Here is a 19,060-nt window from a genome sequence, read left to right as displayed (position 1 = left end):
GCGCGGGTGCCTCAGGGCCCAGGAAATCGGGCAAAGTCGGTCAAAGCTCACCATGGGCAGCGGTGCCGAATGCGAGGCTGGCTAGTACGTCGGGTCATTGCCAGCGCTTCCGGGGCCCGCTAACACTGGTCCGGTCGCCAACGGCCATCCCGTACTCGCTTCACCCACGGGTTGAGTCTTCGGCCCCCTCGTCCGGCTGCTCGCGGCTGTGGGGTGCCCGGCGGCCGCCCCCGTACCCGACGTTAGGTGCCGTTAGTGACCCGCTCCGTTCTCAGCCGTATCACCGTCCGCCCGAAGGCCGCGCTGCTGGGCTCCGCCCTGGTGGCCTCGTCCGCAGCGATGGTGCTCGGCGTCAGTGCCCCCTCCGCGTCGGCCGCGCCGACCGCGGTGCCTGCCGCCGCTGAGGTGGCGTCCGCCAAGACGATCGCCAAGAAGATGATCGGCGACGAGGCGCAGTTCGCCTGCTTCAACAAGATCGTTGAGCATGAGAGCAACTGGGACATCGACGCGTCCAACCCGTCGAGCGGCGCCTATGGCCTGGTGCAGGCGCTGCCGGGCGGCAAGATGGCTTCGGCCGGTGCCGACTGGAAGACCAACCCGGCCACGCAGATCGAGTGGGGTCTGGACTACATGAAGGACCGCTACGGCAGCCCGTGCGGCGCCTGGTCGTCCTGGCAGGTCCAGGGCTGGTACTGATCAGCCCCGGCGTCTGCACGGTGTTTGAGCGCACGCCCCACGGGGTGTGCGCTCAAGCTGTTTCCGGTGACCGCTGGCCGAACTGTTTCCGGTGAGCGTTGGCCGCCGCCCCTGGAGCGTCGAGGAACACCGGCCCCGGGCCCGGCACAACCGTCGGCCCGCCTCCCGGTGGCGAGAAGCGGGCCGACGTCGGATGCTGACGAAGCGGCGATCCACCCCGGGGGTGGCGGGACCTCCCGTCGCCTCCGGGGCGCTGCCGTTTCGTCGCGGCTACCTGGCTACCTGGCTATTTGGCGCCCGCGGGCTCCCCGCGCGATCCGCCGTCGGGTTCCTCCTGGCCGCCTGAGCCGGCCATGGCGGGCTCAGGCGTCGAAGCGGACTTCCCCGAGTCCGCGGAGCCCGCCCGACGCTCCCCGTCGGGCTCCGGTTCCCGCGCGCCGGGCAGCACCACCGACACCGGGGGCGGCAGCAGCTTGCGCCGGCCCGAGAGCACATAGGTCAGAGCGAAGCCGATGCCGACGACGGCCGCGCCGCCCACCGCGTCGAGAATCCAGTGGTTCGCGGTACCGACGATCACCGCGAGCGTGATGAACGGATGGATCAGGCCCAGCAGCTTCATCCAGAGCTTCGGCGCCAGCATCACCGCGACCACACCGCACCACAGCGACCAGCCGAAGTGCAGCGACGGCATGGCCGCGTACTGGTTGGTGACCGCCGTCATCGCGCCGAACTCGGGCTTGCTCAGGTCCGCCGTCCTGTGCACCGTGTCGATGAACCCCATGCCCGGCATCAGCCGCGGCGGCGAGAGCGGATACAGCCAGAAGCCGACCAGCGCCAGCAGGGTCGCGAACGCCAGCGCGGAGCGCGCCCAGCGGTAGTCACCGGGACGGCGGATGTAGAGCAGCGCGAGAATGATCAGCGGCACGGGGAAGTGGAACGAGGTGTAGTAGAAGTTGAAGAACCCCTCCAGCCACTCCACCTTCACCACGGCGTGGTTGAACCAGTGCTCGATGTCGAAGCCGAGCGTCTGCTCGATGGAGTTGATCTGGCGGCCGTGCTCCCGGGCCTCCTCCACACTGCCCGTGGCGGCCAGCCTGATCCTGGAGTAGATCGAGTAGCCGGCCCTGATCACCATCAGTTCAAGGAGCAGATTGGGCCGGGTCACCACGCGCCGCCAGAACGGCAGTAGCGGGATGCGGCTCCACCGCGACGGCGCGGGCGTGACGTACTCGGTGGGGATGGGGCGCCGGAAGTGCGGTGAGGTGCGCGAGAGGAACGGCACGACACAGGCGGCCGCGAGGGCCGCGATCAGCACGGCGTTATGCCGGATCGGCTCCAGGACCACCATGTTGGGCAGCAGCATCTTGCTGGGGAGCGTGATCGTCAGCACGATCAGCACCGGCCACAGCATCCGGTCCGACGCCCGCTTGCCCACCCGACCGACCGCCGCGAGCAGCAGCCACAGCAGCTGGTGCTGCCAGGTGGTGGGCGATATGGCGATGGCGACACAACCGGTCACCGCCACGGCGAGCAGCAGCTGCCCGTCCTGGGCGTAGCGCACGGCGCGGCGGATGCCGAACCAGGCCACCACGGCGGCGAGGGCGAGATAGACCGCTATCTCCAGCGGGCCTTCCAGTCCGAAGCGGAGCAGTGCGCCGTGCAGCGACTGGTTGGCCAGTCCGTCGGGGTGACTCCCGAGCCCGGTACCGGCCACATGGTCGAACCAGTAGGTGGTGGAATCGCTCGGCAGCGCGGCCCAGGCCAGCGCCGTGCCCACCGCGAAGGTGGCCCCGGAGGTGATCGCCGCCCGTCTACGGCCGGTGAACCACAGCAGCGGCGCGAAGAGGAGCACAGTGGGCTGAAGGGCGGCGGCGATGCCGATCAGCAGCCCTGACGTTCGCTCGCCTCGTACGGCGAGGCAGCCGAGGAGGACCAGCAGCACCGGAATGATGCTGGTCTGGCCGAGGTGGAAGCTGTTGCGCACCGGCAGCGAGATCATCAACAGGCTGATGGCGAGGGGTGCGGCCAGCAGACTGCTGCGGCGTGACACCGGCCCCGGCAGGGCACGTGCGACAAGAAGCCCTATCCCGACGACCAGCAGCAGGGTGCCGAAGGTCCAGGCGACCCCGAGCCCCTGCTCGGCGGTACGGGTGAGCGGATTGAGTACCAGGCCCGCGAAGGGGGTACCGGTGAAACGGTCGGCGGCATAGAGCGAGCCCTCCAGATGGAGGACTCCGTTCTCACCGATCCAGGTCTCCAGATCCATAAACCGCTCGCCCGGCGGATTACGGAGGACTACCGCTGACTGTCGTATAGCGAGGACGGCGGCCACAAGCCACAGGGCGACCCTGGCCGCGCCCATTCTTGAGTCCGTCGTCGCACTCCCGCGCACGCTGTGCTCCGCGTTCGCCACGTCGCGCCGCGCCTCCCCTACGTTCCGTTACCATCGTGGTCATTTGGCTCACAGAGCCTTGCACTGCCCGTCTCAAGAGACCGCGGCAACCCCCTCTTTGCCTGACGGTCATCCCGGTTTGTTCGGGTTTTCCATCGGCGGGCGTCTGGTCGGACGCGAAAGAGGTACGCGGGGGAACATACAAGACCACCGCGCACACGGTTTGCCAGATCGACTACGATACGTGCCCACATGCCGGGTCTTGTCTGTCCCTCCGTCAGCTGTCCCGCTTAGGTTGTTGCGCATGACGGAACCACAGCAGGAAGCGCAGCGAGCGCGGGCAGCGTCCGAGCGGGCGGCCGAAGCGCGGTGGGAGGCGGTGGACCGCTATCTCACCGACCTCCTCGCACCCGATGACGAGGCCCTCACTTCCGCCCTGGCCGCGAGCGAGCAGGCGGGTCTACCGGCCATCGCGGTCGCCGGCAACCAGGGGAAGCTACTCCATCTGCTGGCTGTTTCCATGGGCGCGCGCACGGTGTTGGAGATCGGCACGCTCGGCGGGTACAGCACCATCTGGCTGGCGCGGGCGCTGCCCGACGGGGGACGGCTGATCTCCCTGGAGTACAGCCCGGACCATGCGGAGGTGGCGCGGGGGAATCTGGCCCGCGCCGGGCTCGACCACATCGCGGAGGTCCGCACCGGGCCGGCGCTGGAGATCTTGCCGAAGTTGGCGGCGGAGCCGGGGGCCGGTCCGTTCGACCTGTTCTTCATCGACGCGGACAAGCAGAACAACCCGCGGTATGTGGAGTGGGCGCTGAAGCTGTCTCGGCCGGGGAGTCTGATCGTCGTCGACAACACCGTCCGCGGTGGAGCGGTGGCGGACCCGGACAGCGCCGATCGGGCGGTGCTGGGCACTCGGGAGATGTACGAACTGGTGGCTCGGGAGCCCCGTCTCGATGCCACGGCGGTGCAGACCGTGGGAGTGAAGGGGTACGACGGGTTCCTGCTGGCGCGGGTCGTTTCCTAGGGCCGGGCCGGTGATCCGGCCCGTAGTACGGGTACGGGTACGGGACGGAGCGCGGGGCCTGGACGGTTGGCTTGAGCGCCGGTTGACGCCGAGGCGCCTTGGTCCTCTGCTCCGGCCCGCCTGACCGGCCCGACCGGCCCGGGTCTGGGGAGCGGCGCCTGGGGCCGGGGCGCAGGGCGCTGGCTGCCGGGCGCGAAGGCCACGGCGCGAGGTGGTCGGTCCGACTGCCAGGCTGCCCGGGGCCTCGCCGCACGACGGCGCTCGGAAGCCCCAGCCCAGCTGAAGCCGGGGAACCAGGGCCCCGCCCGCCCATGGGTCCTCGGCTTCCCCGGCACACCACGACCGATCGGGTGCTAGCCACGGGCGTCGGCGGCCGCCTGCTCATCGAGGCGCCGCCGGGCGTCGGCCCACGCGATGGGCAACTCCCCCACCGGCACCTCCCAGAAGGTGAAGGTCGATGCGCGCATCACCGGGCGGATGGCGCTCACCACGCCCTTGTGCGGCTCGGTGCGCGCGTAGGTGTAGAGAGCCTCCCGGTCCTCCCAGGCGGAGAGCGTGCAGAAGGTGCGCCGCAGCGGGTGGGCTTCCAGGGAGGCGCCGAGCGCCCCGGGCGCCTTGCGCACCTGCTGCCAGGCGGCGATCGACTTCAGCAGGAAACGCGGCACATCGGCCAGGGACTTCACCTCGAAGCGGGAGGCCATCACATAGGCGGTGGTGCCGGACCGGGCCGGGTTGGGCTTCACCCATGGAAGAGCTGGCACGGTAACCTCACATCCATAGTTGGAGAGTGACACTATCCATATTAGACAGTGACACTCACCAAGAGCCGTAGGCTCTCCCCGGCCGCGGGGAAAGACGTCAGAGGAGTGGGTCGGTGAGGATCTCCGAACTGAGCCGTCGCAGTGCGGTGCCCACCGCCACGATCAAGTTCTATCTCCGCGAGGGCCTTCTCCCGCCGGGGCGCCCCACCGCCGCGACCCAGGCGGAGTACGACGAGACGCATATACGCCGGCTACGGCTCATAAGGGCCCTGGTGGGGGTGCGCGGGCTCTCGGTCAGTGCCGCCAAGGAGGTGCTGGACGCCGTCTCCAGCGTCAAGACCGATACCCATGGCCTGCTGGGCCTTGTCTTCGGCATCTGGCCCGCATCCGCCGCCAGGGAAAGCGGAGGGCCCCGAGTGGTCGGCGAACCCGCCAGGCCCACCGGGGAAGCCGACGGCACCGATGACACGAGCGACACCTACGCGGTCGACGCCCTGGTATCGGCCATGGGCTGGCAGATCACCGAGCACAGCCCCGCCCGCCAGGCCATCACCCAAACGCTCCACACCCTGCGCTCGCTCGGAGTGGAGTACGGCTGGGAGGACCTCCTGCCGTACGCGGAACTCGCCGCCCGTACCGCCGTACTGGACCTCGATCAGCTGGAGGGCCAGGACGACCCGCTGGACAAGGCCGAACGCGCCGTCCTACTGACCTTCCTGCTGGAGCCAGCTCTGCTGGCCCTGCGCCGGCTCGCACAGGAAGCGGAATCAGCCGCCCGGCACACCGACTGATCCCTACCGCCCTCCGCCCCTCTCAAGGATCGGTGATGGGCTACCTCCTGGAGCTGCACAGCGGTCGCGTGCTCCACCCACAGGACGGATGCGTCGAACACAACTTCCCACCCTCTGGACCGAATTGATCGGACCTGACCCCCTACGGCCGGGCAGGGGCACCATACGCTGAAACAACCCGCCGGCAGGGTCGGCGGCCAACTGCCGATGGGGGAGGAAATCGGAGCATGTTGGCACAGGCGCTCACAGCGCTCACAGCGGCCGGGGATACGGCCCTGACCCGAGCGCCGGCCACCGATGTCCCGACTCTCTCCGGCACTCGTGTCCTAGCCGATATCCCGGTTCCGGTCGACATCCCGGTTCTCCCGGCGGATGGCAGCGCGGACCCCCGGTGAGCGAAGAGCGGCGACTCCCGGAGTCGGTGCGGCGGCAGGCGCACCCGGTCAGCGGCGAAGCCGACCGCAGCGCCGCCGCGTTGGCCGCCGCGGAAGACTCCATAGCTCGGTATCGAAAACTCGCCGCAGCGGAGCCGTCGTACCGTACGGCCCTGGCAGCGGCGCTGCTCCACACCGGGCAGCTGCTGGCGCGGAGCGATCGCCCGGCCGAAGCCCTGACCCGGTGCGAGGACGCCGTCGCCCGCTATCGCGCCCTCGCCCAGGAGGACCCAGCGGTAGGGCCCCAACTGGCGACCGCCCTGTCCGGCCTGGCGGAAGCCCTCCATCGCGGCGGCAGCCTCAGCCGGGCGCTCCTGGTGTCCGAGGAAGCCGAGAAGATCCATCAACGGCTCGCCGACACCGACCTCTGGGCCTTCACCAAGGCGGCCCCGCAGCGAACGGCGCTGACCCATCAGCGGGCCCTGCTGCTCGCAGAGGCGGGGAGACACAAGGAGGCCCTGGTGGTCGCCGAGCACACGGTAAGGAATCTGCGGCAGTTACGCCCCCAGGCACCCCAGTCGCGCACCCCTCAACTGGCCGCGGCCCTCGCCACGCTCAGCGCCCAGTTGGGCCACGCCGGACGAACCACGGAAGCGGTCGCAGCGGCCGAGGAGGCCATCGACCTCTACCGGCCGTTGATCGCCACTCGCCACGACCTCCTCGCTCGGTACTCCACCACACTGCACGAACTCGGCGCACTGCTGGCCAAGGCCGACCGCCGCGCGGATGCCCGGCCGTATCTGACCGAGGCGTTGGACCACCACCGCCACCTCGCCCGGTCCGACCCGGGGCAGTGGCTGCCCGCCGCCGCCCGGACCGTACATGAGCTACGGAGCCTGACGACCTCGGCGGGGACGGCCTGGGGCACCCCGCGGGAGATCGACCTCAGGGCGCGGCGGTTGCGGCGCCAGCGGAACTGGCCGGAGCTGTGGGAGTTCATCCTCTCGGTGCCGGTCGCCGACGCGGTTCGGGTGGTCCGTCAGCTTCCTCGGCACTGGAGGCCAACCGACGCGAGGGAACGGTCGTTGGTCGCCCGGCTGAGGGTCGCGGAACCTCGACCGCTGGCACATGCGGCACGGGCCCTGGGCCGTACCGCCGTGATACGCACCGATGATCACGTCCTGGACGCCCGCCGGCTCTCCTTCGCCCGTGCACGCCCCCTCCTGGCACTGGCCACGGTGACCAAGACCGGTACCGAGCAACTGCGACTGGTGCACACCGACACCGGCGAGCGGACGCCCCTGTACGAAGGCCCGGCCCGGCACGGCTCGTTCGTTGTTCTACCGTCGGGCGATGTGCTGGCGATCCGCACCCGCACGCGGCCTTCGGGACAGCCGGGGCGGCCATCAGGGTCCTCAGGCGCGGGGACCGTTTCGCCGTCCGGCCCCTGGGAGCTCATCCGGTACGCGGCCGGCCGCGCGGACCGCGTCGGTGACGGGGCCCTGCTCGGCGGGGCGACCGCCGTAGCGACCGCGGACGGATATGTGATCGGCCTACGGCTGCGCTCGGGCGCCCTCCTCAGCGAGCGGGGCTCCGCCCTTCGCGAAGTGGACCTGGCCCCCTTCGGACTGGGCCGCGGCGATGTGGTGGCGGCCGACCCGACCGGGACCCGGCTCGCTTTCGCCGACGGCCCGCGGGTGGTGCTCACCGACACCGCCCTGACCACGGCGATCGCCATGAGCATGGCGCCGCCCGACCATGGAAATGTGGAGGAACTGGTGTTTGTGTCTACGAATGAACTGGTCACGGTGGGAGATCGCGGCAGCGTCTTCCTCTGGCAGGCCGTCGATGGCCAGCTACTGATGGTCGCCGAGGCCAAGAACCCACCGCGCCTTCGCCAACTGTTCTCCGTACCGGCGTGGCGTACGGTCGGCGGCTGGGCGCCCAGCAGAAAACGCGTCTACTCCTTTGACACCGCGACCCTGACGGCACGCGGTCTGCCCAGACCGAGCCGGCGTCCACCACGGGCCGTCGCCGCATCACCGGACGGCCGCTATCTCGCGTACGCGACCATCGACCGCTTCGGCCGCGGCGGGCGGGGGGCCAGGGTGGAGGTTCAGGATCTGCTGCACCCCACCGCCGCCGTGGAACGCCCCCTGGCCACCCTCGCGGCGGCCGAACTCGAACCGTCCTGGGGGGCCTTGGGGCCGCTGCCCACACCCGACCAGTGTGAACTGCTGCTCCTGGCCCAGACAGCCGCAGGGCTTCGGCCCGCGCCGGAACCCACCGGCTGACCGCATCGATCGACCGGGCCCGGCCCTTGAGCCGATGCCGTCCTGACCAGCGCCGCAGCCCACTGTCCGATATCCGCCAGCACCTTCCACCGCGGAAGACCAACCTGGTGGTATGACGACGAATCCACGAGCGACTCGGTAACCGTCCTCACCGGCATATACGCCACCGAGGCCGAGTACCTCGCTGCCGGCGGTGCGGGCCAGGCCATATGTGACCTACTCGCCCCCTTCTTCGCGCCTGATGTCGTACTCCACCAAGCCGACCCTTCCTACGGCGGAACATGGCACGGTCACACCGACCTGGCGCGCTTCTCTGTCGCGATGAGCCGGACCTGGAAGTCATTCATCTGGGAAGAGCGGGAATTCCTCGCCACCGGGAAGACCGCGGTGATACTCACCCCAGGTCCGCGCCCGCGCTCGTGCCACCGGCCGCGAACCCACCTTCCCGATCTTGCAGACGGTCACCGTCAGGAACGGGCGGATCGCCGAGGTACGCCCGTTCTCCTGGGACACCGCGTCGATCGCCGCCACCCGCGCAGACCGGCGCAAGGCGAGGACCCGCTACCGCGAAAGCACCGGTCAGACCCGGTAGGCGGCCTTGCCGAACAGGGCGGGTCGGCCCGGTCGCACTTCGCCGAACGGCCGCCACCGGGCGGAGCCGGATACCGCCGTGGGGGCGGAACGCGGTCAGAGGTACGGTCGAGTTCCCTCTATGCGAAGGATGTCCCCCGTGGCCAGTGTGGTGAAGATCAACGTTCTGACCGTCCCCGCCGAGCAGCGCGAGGTCCTGGAGAAGCGGTTCGCCGCTCGGGCCGGTGCCGTGGAGAGCGCCGACGGCTTCGAGTGGTTCGAGCTGCTGCGCCCGGTCGAGGGCACGGACCAGTACCTCGTCTACACCCGCTGGCGCAGCGAGGCCGACTTCGAGGCCTGGATGGCGGGCTCGATGCGCGGCGCCCACGCCCCTGCCCCCGGCAGCGAAGGCGGCGAGGCCCGCAAGCCCGCCGCCACCGGCTCCACCGTGTGGTCCTTCGAGGTCGTCCAGACGGCCGAGCCCCGGCCCACGGTGGCTGAGGGATCTGCGGACGCTGAGGGATCTGCGAGCTGAATTCGCTGCTCACCGCTCGGCTGGAGGTCCCGGCCGAGCGGCTGCGTGAGCTGCTCCCCGGCCCGATCGAGCCGACCGATGGGCTTGGTTCCTCCCCTGGTTCGCGGAATGAGCTGGGCACCCGGCTCAGTGCCCCATGGTCGCGCTCCACTTTCCTCGTGACAGATGAACCACACCGTCACCGGTGATCCGGACCCGGGCCCCGAGCAGCGGCAGTGCGCCTTCCATGTTGAGCCGGTGCCGAATACGTTCCAGCACGCTCCACAACCGTTGCGGACCGCCCTGGTGAACGGTGGGCTGGTCGGTCCACTCGGCGCAGGCCCGCGCCCATGAACCGTCCGGGTGGATGAGGCAGGTGGTGCGCTGCTGTCCTTCTTGTCTGAAGTGCGCTTCGGTTCCGGGGGCGGCGATCTCCAGCATGGTCCGCAACTCCCATGTGCGGGAGACGTCGAGTACGGGGTACCGGCCCGTGGTCACCTCTCCGTCAGCCTGCCGTGCATGGCCGAGGAGATCGGCCAGGGCGGGCGAACCGTCGTCCCCGTCCCCCGAGCGGGTCGACATAAATCCGGCAAGGTCGCGTTCCACGATCCCCACGACATCACCGTCCGCCTGTTTCCACCCGGTGAGAATGATCGTCGTCCGCGCGAGAGTGGCCACCAGGCGCCCACCCACCCGGAGCGCACCGAGCACGGGCCGGAGCCCCGACCCAGCGGGCATTCCCACGGTGGCGATGATGCGGTCATAACTCCCCGGGATCTCCGCTGTGGCGTCCGTCGCGAGGAAGCGCGGTCGCAGCCCGAACCGTGCGAGTCGTTCCTCCGCCGCAGCGGTGAGATACGGGTCCACATCCAGGCTGGTCACGTGCTGATCACCGAGCCGCCGGGCGGCGTACGCGGCGAGCCCGCCCGCGCCGGTGCCGAGGTCCAACAGGTCCACCCCGTCCCCGAGCCTTCCATGACGCAGCATGGTGACGACCAGACCCGGCATCGTCGCTGACGATGTGGGAGTTCCCTCGGGCTGGTCATCGAGCTTGGCATGGTCAGCGTGCAGCGCGCCTACTCGGGTGACCAGCGAGGTGTCCGTGTACGCGGCTTCCATCCATGCCTCAGGGTCGGCGGCCCCGGCCCGGAGTCTCCAGCGCCCCTCGCCATCCCGTTCCCACCACCGGGGGATGAGCTCATGCCGGGGCACGCTCGCCACGGGTGCCCGCCAGCGCGAGTCCGGATCAGCCACCTGCTCGGCAAGGCGTGCACCGAACGATGTCCAGTTCTTCATACGGACCTCCCTCATTCGTAGGCGGGATCGCAGGCTTCCTGCTCTGCTGGTGCGCAGTCACTGCCGTCCTTCGCGGGATTGCAGTCCGGGTTGCACGGGTCACCGTCCGAACGTGCCGGAATACGTGCGGAGAGGGCCACCCATTCTTCCGCCCGAAGGAGTTCAGCGAGCCGCCTTTCCCTGACGTTGCCGCACGGGAAGTCCCGCGAGAGCACGCAACCGGCGAGATCGCCGTTCGGGAGCACAGCCGCCCGTCCACGTGTGCACTTGCCGCACATCTCCTCCAACGAGGGCGACTGTCCCGGAAGCGAGGCCCGCCCGATCGTGCGCACCCTGTCGGTATTGATCCGTGTCACCCCCATACCGATCAACTCACCACGCGCTTCAGTGACCCTCTGCCCCTGGAGTACATCCACGATCCCCGCGCGCACAGCCACGCCTCGGGTGACCGCTTCCCGAATGTTGTTTCGGGTTCGGCGATAACTGCCCTCGCGGCCGGTGATCTTGTCGTGTTCTGCGGGGTCGTCGCTGTAGTAGCTCGTCGCGAGCGTCACCCCATCACGGGTGAGCAGGTCCCACCACTCATCTCGAACATGAAAGAGGTTCGAGTAGACCTCTACGCCAAGCCCGAGTGAGAGGGCGAGTTCGGTGAAGTCCTGCCAGTACGGGTGAACGGTCGGCTCGCCCCCGATGAGCTGCAACCGTCGGATGCCGAGTACGGCAGCATCACGGATGACCGTCCGCCAATCCTCGGGACTCATCGAGCCGTGTGACGCCCGCGGGCTGGACTCCGACAGACAGTGGGAACACGCGAGCTGGCACTTGCCAGTGATCTCCAGTTCAAGTGTGGTGATCACTGCGAACGGGGCGGCCTGGGCCTCAATGACTAAGGTCATTCTCCCTGTCCCTTCCATGGTGAGGTGAGTCTGTCAACTGTTCTCGTGCTCGGTCCGCCCGGCTGTTTGTGCCAACAGCCGGACGGACCCTTTCGCCACCCCGCTTGATAATCCCGCTGCTTTCCATTGGCCGGGTATTCAGGGGGGTGGACGCTTTCTGGGAGGCCCCTCGGAGCCTGCGGTAGCCGCGCTTCAGCGGAGGAAGCCGAACATCGCACGGCGTTTCGGTTGGTCAGAGAGATCGACACCAGGGCTTGAGGTATCGCAGCCGGCAAAAGGGGAGACGGGAACGATCACGGGCCATACAGTCAGGGCGTATCGGCCGGCCCAATCAGAAGCGGTGAGCGTGAACGGGTCCCCACGCCTCAGTTGCCGATAGGCGGCGAAGCGGGAGTCCTCATCTGCGACCCAGTTCCGTAACTGCGTCGATACGTCGCCGAGTTCAAGGCCCCCCACGGGTTCCAGGCAGATCAGCGCTCCTGACCACGGCACCTCGGGGTCGGGGTCCAATCCATTGGCGATACGGACCGCTTGCACACAGAGCCACCGCAACGCCCGCCCGACATGCGGAGTGGCAAACGCCCCAAGCACCACCCGAGCCACTTCACCGCTACCCGCTATCGGCCCCTCCGCGATCACTTCCGCCCAATAGGCGAAGTTCCCGAAGTCAGCCATCCGCGCCGCCCTCGTCAAGGAGTTCCCGAAGTAGTCGCTCCACAGCGCAGTTGAACTGCATCTGCCGTAACTCGTCATCCAGTGCGGCCCGCCACTCAGCAGCGAACTCCGGGTCTTGCTCCAGCCTCTGCAACTCGGCCATGAGCGCCCGCCGCTCACCGGCCCCACGCAAGAACCAGGCGAGTGCCGGAAACCACTGCCGTAACCGGATTTCCGCAGCGCCCACCCTGAGGGCACACCACACAGCCAAGCGCTTCACGGCAACCGCCATTGCCTGTGTTCCTCGTTGACCTCGCGCACCCGTTCTCGTAGGGAGCGAAGTACGGGAGAGTCGTCCTCGGTGGCCGTGTCCTGCGGCTCCGCTACGCAGTCAGCCGAACCCGGATGCTGCTGTTGATCAGCCATCGTCGGTCGCCGCCCCTTCCCTGTGCCGTCCTGCTGCGCCCCGTCGCTCTAGGCAACTCTCTGATCACGCACAGCGGTACCGTGGATGCGGCGGTTCAGAGCAAACGCGGTAAACGCAGCGTCGAGGAGTTAGCCGAAGTGACCTCACGGGAATCGAACATCCGACTGAAGCTCTTACTCAAGGAAGCGGGTTGGACGAATCAGCAGGTCATCCACGCCGTAAGCAAGGTTGGCGCCGAGCACGGGATGTGCATTCGGTACACCCGGCAGTCGGTGAGCCAGTGGGTCAAGGGCCATATGCCCCAGAAGGAGGTGAGGCCGCTGATCCTGGAAGCCCTGGCACGGAAGCTGGGCCGACCGATCCCCCACAGCGAGGCGGGGTTCCCCGCCCCTCCCCCTGACCCGAACAACTGCCCCACGGCGGAAGGGCTGATTGAACTAGGGAGGCAGGACGTGGAACGTCGCAACTTTCTCGGAGCAAGCCTTTTCACTGTCGCACTCACCATTCCCGATTGGCAGGATGTCGTCGGGAGAATGGAGTCCGTGCAGTCAGGTGTCTCACACCGTATTGGGATGGCGGACGTTCAACTAGTCACCAAAATGACGGACCGCCTGTCCGGAGTCTACGATGACTTCGGTGGCCGCCATACTCGACCCATGGCCGGAACATTTCTCGCCGATGTCGTCGCCCCATACTTACGAGCAGAAGGCCCCACCGAAGTCCGCAAGGCCATGATGTCTGCCGCTTCTTACTTGTGCTATTTGACTGGCTGGATGGCAGTGGATGAAGGACTACACGGCCTTGCACAAAAGTACTACGTCAAGGGGCTGGAACTCGCCGGGGCGAGTGGAGACCATATGACCTACTGCCATGTATTGCGGGGCATTTCGGTTCAGGCGGTAGACCTTGGCCATGGCCCCATGGCGGTACGCCTAGCGAATGCCGCAGCAACGGTATCTCCGCAGACCGGGCCGCGGATGCGAGCTTTCATGGCCGGGCAGCAGGCACATAGCTTCGCCGTGGCAGGTGACCGCACGAATGCGCTTCGCAGCATTCGTGAAACAGAGAAGGCCATGGACAAAGCTGAAAGCACCCCAACCACTTTTGGCGGATACGACCCCGCGGTCCTGGCTTATCACGTTTCCCAGGTTCGACACGCGTTGGGCGATGTTTCCGGAAGCGTAGAGTCTCTACATCTGCACTTTCGCTTGCGAGCTCCAGGGGATACTCGAAGGTCCGCCCTGAGGTTCAGTTCGATTCTGGCTGAACGTCAACTAGAGATCGGACACCTGGAAGCCGCCTGCAAGACATGGAACCAGGTGCTCGACGAGTACCCGGCGATCCATTCCGGTCGAGTGGATCGCCATGTCGCCAGTATCGGCCCCCTCCTCCGCCCCTACCAGAAGAACCCCATCGCCCGAGACCTCTACGAACGCGCGACCCTCAGCGCCAAACGAGTCAAAACCTCATAGCCCAGCCGTAGTTGCGGATCATGATGGGCCGCCATCGGCAAGCAGGCGAGTACGGAAGAGCGAGCAGAGTGAGTCCTCACTCATTGACGGAGTGAGGACTCACTCCGTACTCTTGCGGTCATGACAGCACCCAAGGAGAACCAGACCGCCCGCCGCCGCGCCCCCGGTATGTCGCCGGAGCAGCGGCGCGCGATGATCATCCAGACCGCGATCCCGCTGATCGCCGAGTACGGGGCCGCGGTGACCACCGCGAAGGTCGCCCGCGCCGCGGGCATCGGTGAGGGCACGATCTTCCGGGTCTTCGCCGATAAGGACGAGTTGCTGCAAGCCTGCCTGGCGGAGGCGCTCTCGCCCGAGCACGCGATCCGCGAACTCGGTGCGATCGATCTGTCCCAGCCGCTGCCCGACCGGCTCGCGGAGGCGGCCGAGGGGCTACAGGCGTACCTGGACCGGATGGGCGCGATCGCCGGCTCGCTGCACGCATCCGGTCACCGCGGTGGCAGGCATCCCGGCACGGTGCGCGGTGCGGGCCGTGAGGAGTCGACGACCCGCATCCGTACGGCTCTCGCGGATCTCTTGGAGCCGGACAAGGCCGCGCTGCGCAGGCCGCCGGAGCAGATCGCGGCCCTCTTTTTCGGACTGCTCTTCACCCAGCCGCATTTGGAGGACGAGCCGGAGCTGACCACACAGGAGCTGGTGGAGCTCTTCTTGCACGGCGCCCTCGCGGGAGGTGCCAAGTGAGCGCGCGCAGAAGCCGCCTGGCGGTTGCGGGCCTCGCGGTCCTGGCGCCCGTACTGGTGTGGCTGGTCGCGGACCCGGTGCTGGGGCACCGGCTGCGGATCAGCAACGGAGAGGAGAAGCTCGACATCGGCGCGGTGGCGGTGGTGTTGGCCGCGCTGCTGGCGGCCCTCGCCGGCTGGGGGCTGCTGGCCGCTCTGGAGCGGTTCGGGTTACGGCGTGCCCGTGCCGTCTGGGCCGGGGTGGCCTTCGCCGTACTGGCCCTGTCCTTCCTGCCGTTGGCCGGCGACGGCATGGACGGCGGCACCCGGGCCGCGCTGGCCCTGATGCACCTGGCAGTGGCAGCGGTGCTGATCCCGGGCCTGCGGATGAAGGACGTCCCCGCGGCGACACCGCCAGCGCTGAGTGTGCCGCAAACAGAGACAGATGGAGGCAGCCCCGCCAGAGAGTCGCACGGCCGGGGATAACCCGAGAAGTGCGGTACCGGGGTGGGCCCGGCCGAGACCCGGCGGCAGCGGACCCTCGTGCCGGATCGCCGCGACGGCCACCGCCGTGACGGTCAGGCCGATGCGGGCGATACCGAAGCCGTGGGCGATGCCTGCAACCCGTCCCGTGTGCGGGCCTAAATTCGCTGGCCAGCTCCCCTTACCCCCAGGTAAAGAGGGTCCATGACGTCCTGGACCCTCGCCCCCGAAGCGTATGACTCGCCCGCAGCGGGCAGTCTGCGCCATGACTACTACGCCGAGGTCGCGAGTCGCTATTGGAAGCGGCCCGCGACCTCTGCGGAGATAGCGGAGGGGCTCTCCGGGGATGGGGTGGAGCTGCTGACTCCGCCCACCGGTCAGTTCCTCATCGGGCGGTTCGGTGGGACGGCGGCGGCCTGCGGTGGGGTGCTGATGCTCGACTCCGAGCGGGCCGAGGTGACGCGGGTCTATCTGCGGCCCGCGTTCCGGGGCGGGCAGGGTGCGGCGCTCATGATGGCGGCGCTGGAGGAGGAGGCTCGGGCGCTGGGTGCGAAGGAGATGGTGCTGAACACCCGGCTCGATCTGATCGAGGCCCGCCGGTTGTATCTCCGACACGGCTATCGGGAGATCCCCGCGTACTGCACTGGCCCGTATATGGATGTTTGGTACGGCAAGACTCTCTGACCGGGAGATGGCATCGACCAGGGGTCAGAGGCTGGCGAACAGGTCATCGAGTGGGGCGGGCGTGTGGTCGGGGTCGAGGGCCTCGACGAGGATGCGGCCGTAGTGGATCTTGCGGCCCTTCTTGGTGCCGAAGAAACGCCGCAACCGCTGCTGTGGAGGGCGGCCCCGCTGAGCGGGCTGGCTCAGAAAGGTACCGAGAGCGCGCTGCTCGCCCTCCGCCCGGATGAGCTCCTCGACCCGGGACACACCCAGCGCGCGGATGAGCTCGTCCTCCAGATCCGCCGCGCAGACGAAGAAGGCCTGCTGGGCCGCGCTGGCATCCGCCAAGGCGCGGTCGTAGTAGCCGCGCTCCCGTTCGTCGCACAGTCCCGTGAGGCGGAGCCCCAGGCCGGAGGGCCCGAGAAGGCGGGCGAAGCGCCCGACGCTCATCGCACCGCCCATCGACAGGACGCAGACTCCCTCAGCCGCCAGGTCCCGGCCGCGGCTCGTGGCCAGCGCGCTGACCGCTGCGGCGTCGCTCGGCCCTTCGAGCAGGACGACCGTCCGAACCGGCAGCCGGGCCGCCAGCTCGCGCGCGGGGTCGCCCGGGCCACCGGCCGCCCATGCGGTGACCGCTTCCCGGAACAACCCCATGTCAGCCATGGGACGAGTCTCCGCTCTTTCCCGTCACCACGGTAGGAGTTTTCCGTCCGCGCAGGGTTCCACGGTGAGCGGTCGGGCCCGGCGGTCCGCGCACGGGAGCAAGCCCGCCACCAGCCGCGACCGCCCGGACAAGACTCCACGACCGGTCTGAAACGGGCCGTCATCGGCCGCGAAGGGCGGGGTGCTAGGGCGCTCGATGGTCGCGCTTGGGGCCTGCGCCGTCGGGCCGTTCTTCGTCGGAGCCGCAGAGCTCGGCGTTCAGCTCCTCGACCAGTTGCACCAGATCCGTTGGCCGCTCGGGCCCCCACCAGTCCCCCAGCAGCTCCGCCAAGGACTCCTCACGGGCCTTCGCCAGCCCGACGGCCATCTCCAGGCCCTTCTCCGTGAGCATCAGCTGGACCCCTTCGCGCTGGGCGAGTTCGCGTTCCTCCAACTGGCGGGAGGCATCGGTGATCGCCGTCAGCGGTACGGGGGTGGTGTCGGCGAGCAGCCCGGGTTCGACGGTCCCGTGGCGGCGGATGCGCAGCAGGAGCCAACTGGCCGCGGGCAGCAGGTCATAGCCCGCCCGTTCGGTGATCTTCTCGTACACATGGCGTCTGCCCTCCCGTGAGCCGAGCACGGAGAGCGCTCGGGCGACCTCGTCGTGGGAGGAGCGCTGTACGGGGTTGGAGGCGAGGGTCTGGCTGGGTTCGGGGGCGGTGACCGAGCCGCGGAGTCGGTCCTCCTTGAGGAACCAGGCGGTGATGAAGGCGACGAGGACCACGGGGACCGCGTACAGGAACACGTCCGTGATGGATTCGGCGAAGGCGTGCAGCGCCGATGGGCGGAGTCCGGCGGGCAGGTCGCCGATGGTCCTGGGGTCGGCGGCCAGCTCTGAGACCCGGGCGCCCGGTGGGACGCTCTGGCCGCGCAGGGCGGCGGTGAGATTGCGTTCCAGGCTGCTGGTGAAGATCGTGCCGAAGATGGCGACGCCGAAGGAGGCTCCGATGGAGCGGAAGAAGGTGGCGCCGGAGGTGGCCACGCCGAGGTCCTCGTAGGGGACCGCGTTCTGCACCACCAGGACCAGTACCTGCATGACCAGGCCGAGTCCGGTGCCGAAGACGAAGAAGTACGCGCTCATCTCCCAGGTGGAGCTGAACTCGGTGAGCCGGTGGAGCAGCAGCAGCCCGATCGCGGTGATGCCCGTGCCGGCGATGGGGAAGACCTTCCAGCGTCCGGTGCGGCTGACGATCTGCCCGGACGCGGTGGAGGCGATCAGCAGTCCCAGGACCATGGGCAGCATATGGACGCCGGACATCGTGGGGGTGACGCCCTGCACGATCTGGAGGAACGTCGGCAGATAGGTCATCGTGCCGAACATGGCGAAGCCGACCACAAAGCTGATCAGCGCGACCAGGCTGAAGGTGCGGATGTGGAAGAGCTTCAGTGGCAGTACGGGTTCGGCGGCCCGTCGCTCGACCAGGACGAAGACCACGAGCAGCACCGCTCCGAGCACGGCGAGGGCGATGATCTGGGTCGATGCCCAGGCCCAGGTGGTGCCACCGAGTGAGGCGACGAGGACGAGGCAGGTGGCGACGGACGCGATGAGGAAGGTGCCGAGGTAGTCGATCGTGTGACGGGTGCGCCGGACCGGGATGTGGAGGACCGTGGCGATCACACAGAGCGCGACAACGCCGATGGGCAGATTGATGTAGAAGACCCAGCGCCAGCTGAGGTGCTCGGTGAAGAAGCCGCCGAGCAGTGGGCCAAGGACGCTGGTGGCGCCGAAGACCGCGCCGAAGAGTCCTTGGTACTTGCCGCGTTCGCGCGGCGAGACGATATCGCCCACGATCGCCATCGACAGCACGATCAGACCGCCGCCACCGAGGCCCTGGAGGCCTCGGAAGGCGATGAGCTGGGGCATGCTCTGGGCGACGCCGCAGAGCGCGGAGCCGATGAGGAAGATGACGATCGCGGCTTGGAAGAGCTTCTTGCGCCCGTACTGGTCGCCGAGCTTGCCCCAGAGGGGGGTGGCGGCGGTGGAGGCGAGCAGATAGGCGGTGACGACCCAGGAGAGATGGTCGAGGCCGCCGAGTTCGCTGACGATGGTGGGGAGCGCGGTGGAGACGATGGTCTGGTCGAGTGCGGCGAGCAGCAGACCGAGCAGCAGCGCACCGATGGCGACCAGGACCTGTCGGCGGTTCTGGCCCTCGCCGGGGGCCGGACTCTTGGGTGTGGTGCTCACTTCCTGAGCCATGCCGTTCTCCTCAGGGTCCGCGTCCTTCCCATCGTGGTGGGTGCGGGCGCATCTGGCCTGCGGGGTTGGGCCGGGGGTGGCGGGCACCGAAGCGATTTTGTACCATACATAAACAAAGTGGCTCCGTCCGAA

19 protein-coding genes are annotated in these 19,060 nt (G+C 68.5%); 11 read left to right on the top strand and 8 right to left on the bottom strand.

Annotated features, from left to right (window positions below; translation table 11 throughout):
* The first annotated feature begins 255 nt into the window (after nucleotides 1–255).
* The gene (locus NBG84_RS10495; RefSeq protein ID WP_250919055.1) at nucleotides 256–696 is read left to right on the top strand and encodes an aggregation-promoting factor C-terminal-like domain-containing protein; all 441 of its coding nucleotides are present in this window, start codon (nucleotides 256–258) and stop codon (nucleotides 694–696) included.
* A 286-nt stretch (nucleotides 697–982) separates the two neighbouring features.
* Here NBG84_RS10495 and NBG84_RS10490 read toward each other — a convergent pair whose 3' ends face one another.
* Nucleotides 983–3,109, bottom strand: a complete 2,127-nt coding sequence (locus NBG84_RS10490; RefSeq protein ID WP_250919054.1) for a bifunctional glycosyltransferase 87/phosphatase PAP2 family protein — start codon at nucleotides 3,107–3,109, stop codon at nucleotides 983–985.
* Nucleotides 3,110–3,392: 283 nt separating this feature from the next.
* Here NBG84_RS10490 and NBG84_RS10485 point away from each other — a divergent pair, with 283 nt between their 5' ends.
* Nucleotides 3,393–4,115, top strand: a complete 723-nt coding sequence (locus tag NBG84_RS10485) for an O-methyltransferase (protein ID WP_250919053.1) — start codon at nucleotides 3,393–3,395, stop codon at nucleotides 4,113–4,115.
* Between the two features lie 353 nt (nucleotides 4,116–4,468).
* Here the strand turns inward: NBG84_RS10485 and NBG84_RS10480 are convergent, their stop codons facing one another.
* A complete protein-coding gene (locus tag NBG84_RS10480) occupies nucleotides 4,469–4,876 on the bottom strand; it encodes a DUF3291 domain-containing protein (RefSeq protein WP_250919052.1) in 408 nt (135 codons plus the stop codon).
* Nucleotides 4,877–4,989: 113 nt separating this feature from the next.
* On the opposite strand from NBG84_RS10480, the gene NBG84_RS10475 reads away from it, so the two are divergent.
* The 5 genes from NBG84_RS10475 (at nucleotide 4,990) to NBG84_RS10455 (ending at nucleotide 9,440) form a co-directional block, all read left to right on the top strand.
* Nucleotides 4,990–5,667 carry a MerR family transcriptional regulator gene (locus NBG84_RS10475; protein ID WP_250919051.1) on the top strand — a complete coding sequence of 226 codons (678 nt, stop codon included), beginning with the start codon at nucleotides 4,990–4,992 and terminating at the stop codon, nucleotides 5,665–5,667.
* 227 nt (nucleotides 5,668–5,894) lie between these two features.
* Nucleotides 5,895–6,062 (top strand): hypothetical protein, encoded by a 168-nt coding sequence (locus tag NBG84_RS10470; protein ID WP_250919050.1) that lies wholly within the window; start codon nucleotides 5,895–5,897, stop codon nucleotides 6,060–6,062.
* Nucleotides 6,059–8,335 (top strand): tetratricopeptide repeat protein, encoded by a 2,277-nt coding sequence (locus NBG84_RS10465; RefSeq protein ID WP_250919049.1) that lies wholly within the window; start codon nucleotides 6,059–6,061, stop codon nucleotides 8,333–8,335. Before NBG84_RS10470 ends, NBG84_RS10465 begins: the two co-directional genes overlap by 4 nt.
* Nucleotides 8,336–8,786: 451 nt before the next feature.
* Nucleotides 8,787–8,927, top strand: coding sequence for a hypothetical protein (locus NBG84_RS41065; protein WP_308312040.1), 141 nt, complete (start codon nucleotides 8,787–8,789; stop codon nucleotides 8,925–8,927).
* Between the two features lie 138 nt (nucleotides 8,928–9,065).
* The gene (locus tag NBG84_RS10455) at nucleotides 9,066–9,440 is read left to right on the top strand and encodes an antibiotic biosynthesis monooxygenase family protein (protein WP_308312039.1); all 375 of its coding nucleotides are present in this window, start codon (nucleotides 9,066–9,068) and stop codon (nucleotides 9,438–9,440) included.
* 126 nt (nucleotides 9,441–9,566) lie between these two features.
* Here the strand turns inward: NBG84_RS10455 and NBG84_RS10450 are convergent, their stop codons facing one another.
* The 4 genes from NBG84_RS10450 to NBG84_RS10435 all read right to left on the bottom strand — a co-directional run bounded on the left by NBG84_RS10450 (nucleotide 9,567) and on the right by NBG84_RS10435 (nucleotide 12,557).
* Nucleotides 9,567–10,715 (bottom strand): methyltransferase domain-containing protein, encoded by a 1,149-nt coding sequence (locus NBG84_RS10450; protein WP_250919048.1) that lies wholly within the window; start codon nucleotides 10,713–10,715, stop codon nucleotides 9,567–9,569.
* A gap of 11 nt (nucleotides 10,716–10,726) precedes the next feature.
* Nucleotides 10,727–11,611: a radical SAM/SPASM domain-containing protein gene (locus NBG84_RS10445; protein WP_250919047.1), complete on the bottom strand. Its 885-nt coding sequence runs from the start codon at nucleotides 11,609–11,611 to the stop codon at nucleotides 10,727–10,729.
* 192 nt (nucleotides 11,612–11,803) lie between these two features.
* On the bottom strand, nucleotides 11,804–12,286 hold the full coding sequence (locus NBG84_RS10440; RefSeq protein ID WP_250919046.1) for a hypothetical protein: 483 nt from the start codon (nucleotides 12,284–12,286) through the stop codon (nucleotides 11,804–11,806).
* A complete protein-coding gene (locus NBG84_RS10435) occupies nucleotides 12,279–12,557 on the bottom strand; it encodes a hypothetical protein (protein WP_250919045.1) in 279 nt (92 codons plus the stop codon). The genes NBG84_RS10440 and NBG84_RS10435 overlap by 8 nt, the downstream gene beginning before the upstream one ends.
* Nucleotides 12,558–12,829: 272 nt before the next feature.
* On the opposite strand from NBG84_RS10435, the gene NBG84_RS10430 reads away from it, so the two are divergent.
* The 4 genes from NBG84_RS10430 (at nucleotide 12,830) to NBG84_RS10415 (ending at nucleotide 16,050) form a co-directional block, all read left to right on the top strand.
* The gene (locus NBG84_RS10430; protein ID WP_425608614.1) at nucleotides 12,830–14,164 is read left to right on the top strand and encodes an NsdA family TPR-like regulatory protein; all 1,335 of its coding nucleotides are present in this window, start codon (nucleotides 12,830–12,832) and stop codon (nucleotides 14,162–14,164) included.
* 120 nt (nucleotides 14,165–14,284) lie between these two features.
* On the top strand, nucleotides 14,285–14,905 hold the full coding sequence (locus tag NBG84_RS10425; protein WP_250919043.1) for a TetR/AcrR family transcriptional regulator: 621 nt from the start codon (nucleotides 14,285–14,287) through the stop codon (nucleotides 14,903–14,905).
* On the top strand, nucleotides 14,902–15,369 hold the full coding sequence (locus tag NBG84_RS10420; RefSeq protein ID WP_250919042.1) for a DUF6069 family protein: 468 nt from the start codon (nucleotides 14,902–14,904) through the stop codon (nucleotides 15,367–15,369). The genes NBG84_RS10425 and NBG84_RS10420 overlap by 4 nt, the downstream gene beginning before the upstream one ends.
* Before the next feature lie 201 nt (nucleotides 15,370–15,570).
* Entirely contained in the window at nucleotides 15,571–16,050 is a 480-nt protein-coding gene (locus NBG84_RS10415) for a GNAT family N-acetyltransferase (RefSeq protein ID WP_250919041.1), read from the top strand.
* Between the two features lie 24 nt (nucleotides 16,051–16,074).
* On the opposite strand, the gene NBG84_RS10410 is transcribed toward NBG84_RS10415, so the two are convergent.
* Nucleotides 16,075–16,692, bottom strand: a complete 618-nt coding sequence (locus NBG84_RS10410; protein WP_250919040.1) for a TOPRIM nucleotidyl transferase/hydrolase domain-containing protein — start codon at nucleotides 16,690–16,692, stop codon at nucleotides 16,075–16,077.
* Nucleotides 16,693–16,876: 184 nt separating this feature from the next.
* Complete coding sequence (locus NBG84_RS10405) at nucleotides 16,877–19,015, bottom strand: MFS transporter (RefSeq protein ID WP_425608607.1); 2,139 nt, start codon at nucleotides 19,013–19,015, stop codon at nucleotides 16,877–16,879.
* Between the last annotated feature and the right edge of the window lie 45 nt (nucleotides 19,016–19,060).

The sequence above is a fragment of the Streptomyces albipurpureus genome, assembly GCF_023701525.1.
GTDB lineage: Bacteria > Actinomycetota > Actinomycetes > Streptomycetales > Streptomycetaceae > Streptomyces > Streptomyces albipurpureus.
Note: the sequence above shows the minus strand (reverse complement) of the source record. Positions and strands in the feature narration are given on the sequence as shown.

What these genes read in the sequence shown, in the direction of transcription:
- NBG84_RS10485 (WP_250919053.1), top strand. Translation starts at nt 3,393, where the DNA reads ATGACGGAACCACAGCAGGAAGCGCAGCGAGCGCGGGCAGCGTCCGAG.
- NBG84_RS10470 (WP_250919050.1), top strand. Translation starts at nt 5,895, where the DNA reads ATGTTGGCACAGGCGCTCACAGCGCTCACAGCGGCCGGGGATACGGCC.
- NBG84_RS10450 (WP_250919048.1), bottom strand. Translation starts at nt 10,715, where the DNA reads ATGAAGAACTGGACATCGTTCGGTGCACGCCTTGCCGAGCAGGTGGCT.
- NBG84_RS10445 (WP_250919047.1), bottom strand. Translation starts at nt 11,611, where the DNA reads ATGACCTTAGTCATTGAGGCCCAGGCCGCCCCGTTCGCAGTGATCACC.
- NBG84_RS10440 (WP_250919046.1), bottom strand. Translation starts at nt 12,286, where the DNA reads ATGGCTGACTTCGGGAACTTCGCCTATTGGGCGGAAGTGATCGCGGAG.
- NBG84_RS10435 (WP_250919045.1), bottom strand. Translation starts at nt 12,557, where the DNA reads ATGGCGGTTGCCGTGAAGCGCTTGGCTGTGTGGTGTGCCCTCAGGGTG.
- NBG84_RS10425 (WP_250919043.1), top strand. Translation starts at nt 14,285, where the DNA reads ATGACAGCACCCAAGGAGAACCAGACCGCCCGCCGCCGCGCCCCCGGT.
- NBG84_RS10415 (WP_250919041.1), top strand. Translation starts at nt 15,571, where the DNA reads ATGACGTCCTGGACCCTCGCCCCCGAAGCGTATGACTCGCCCGCAGCG.
- NBG84_RS10410 (WP_250919040.1), bottom strand. Translation starts at nt 16,692, where the DNA reads ATGGCTGACATGGGGTTGTTCCGGGAAGCGGTCACCGCATGGGCGGCC.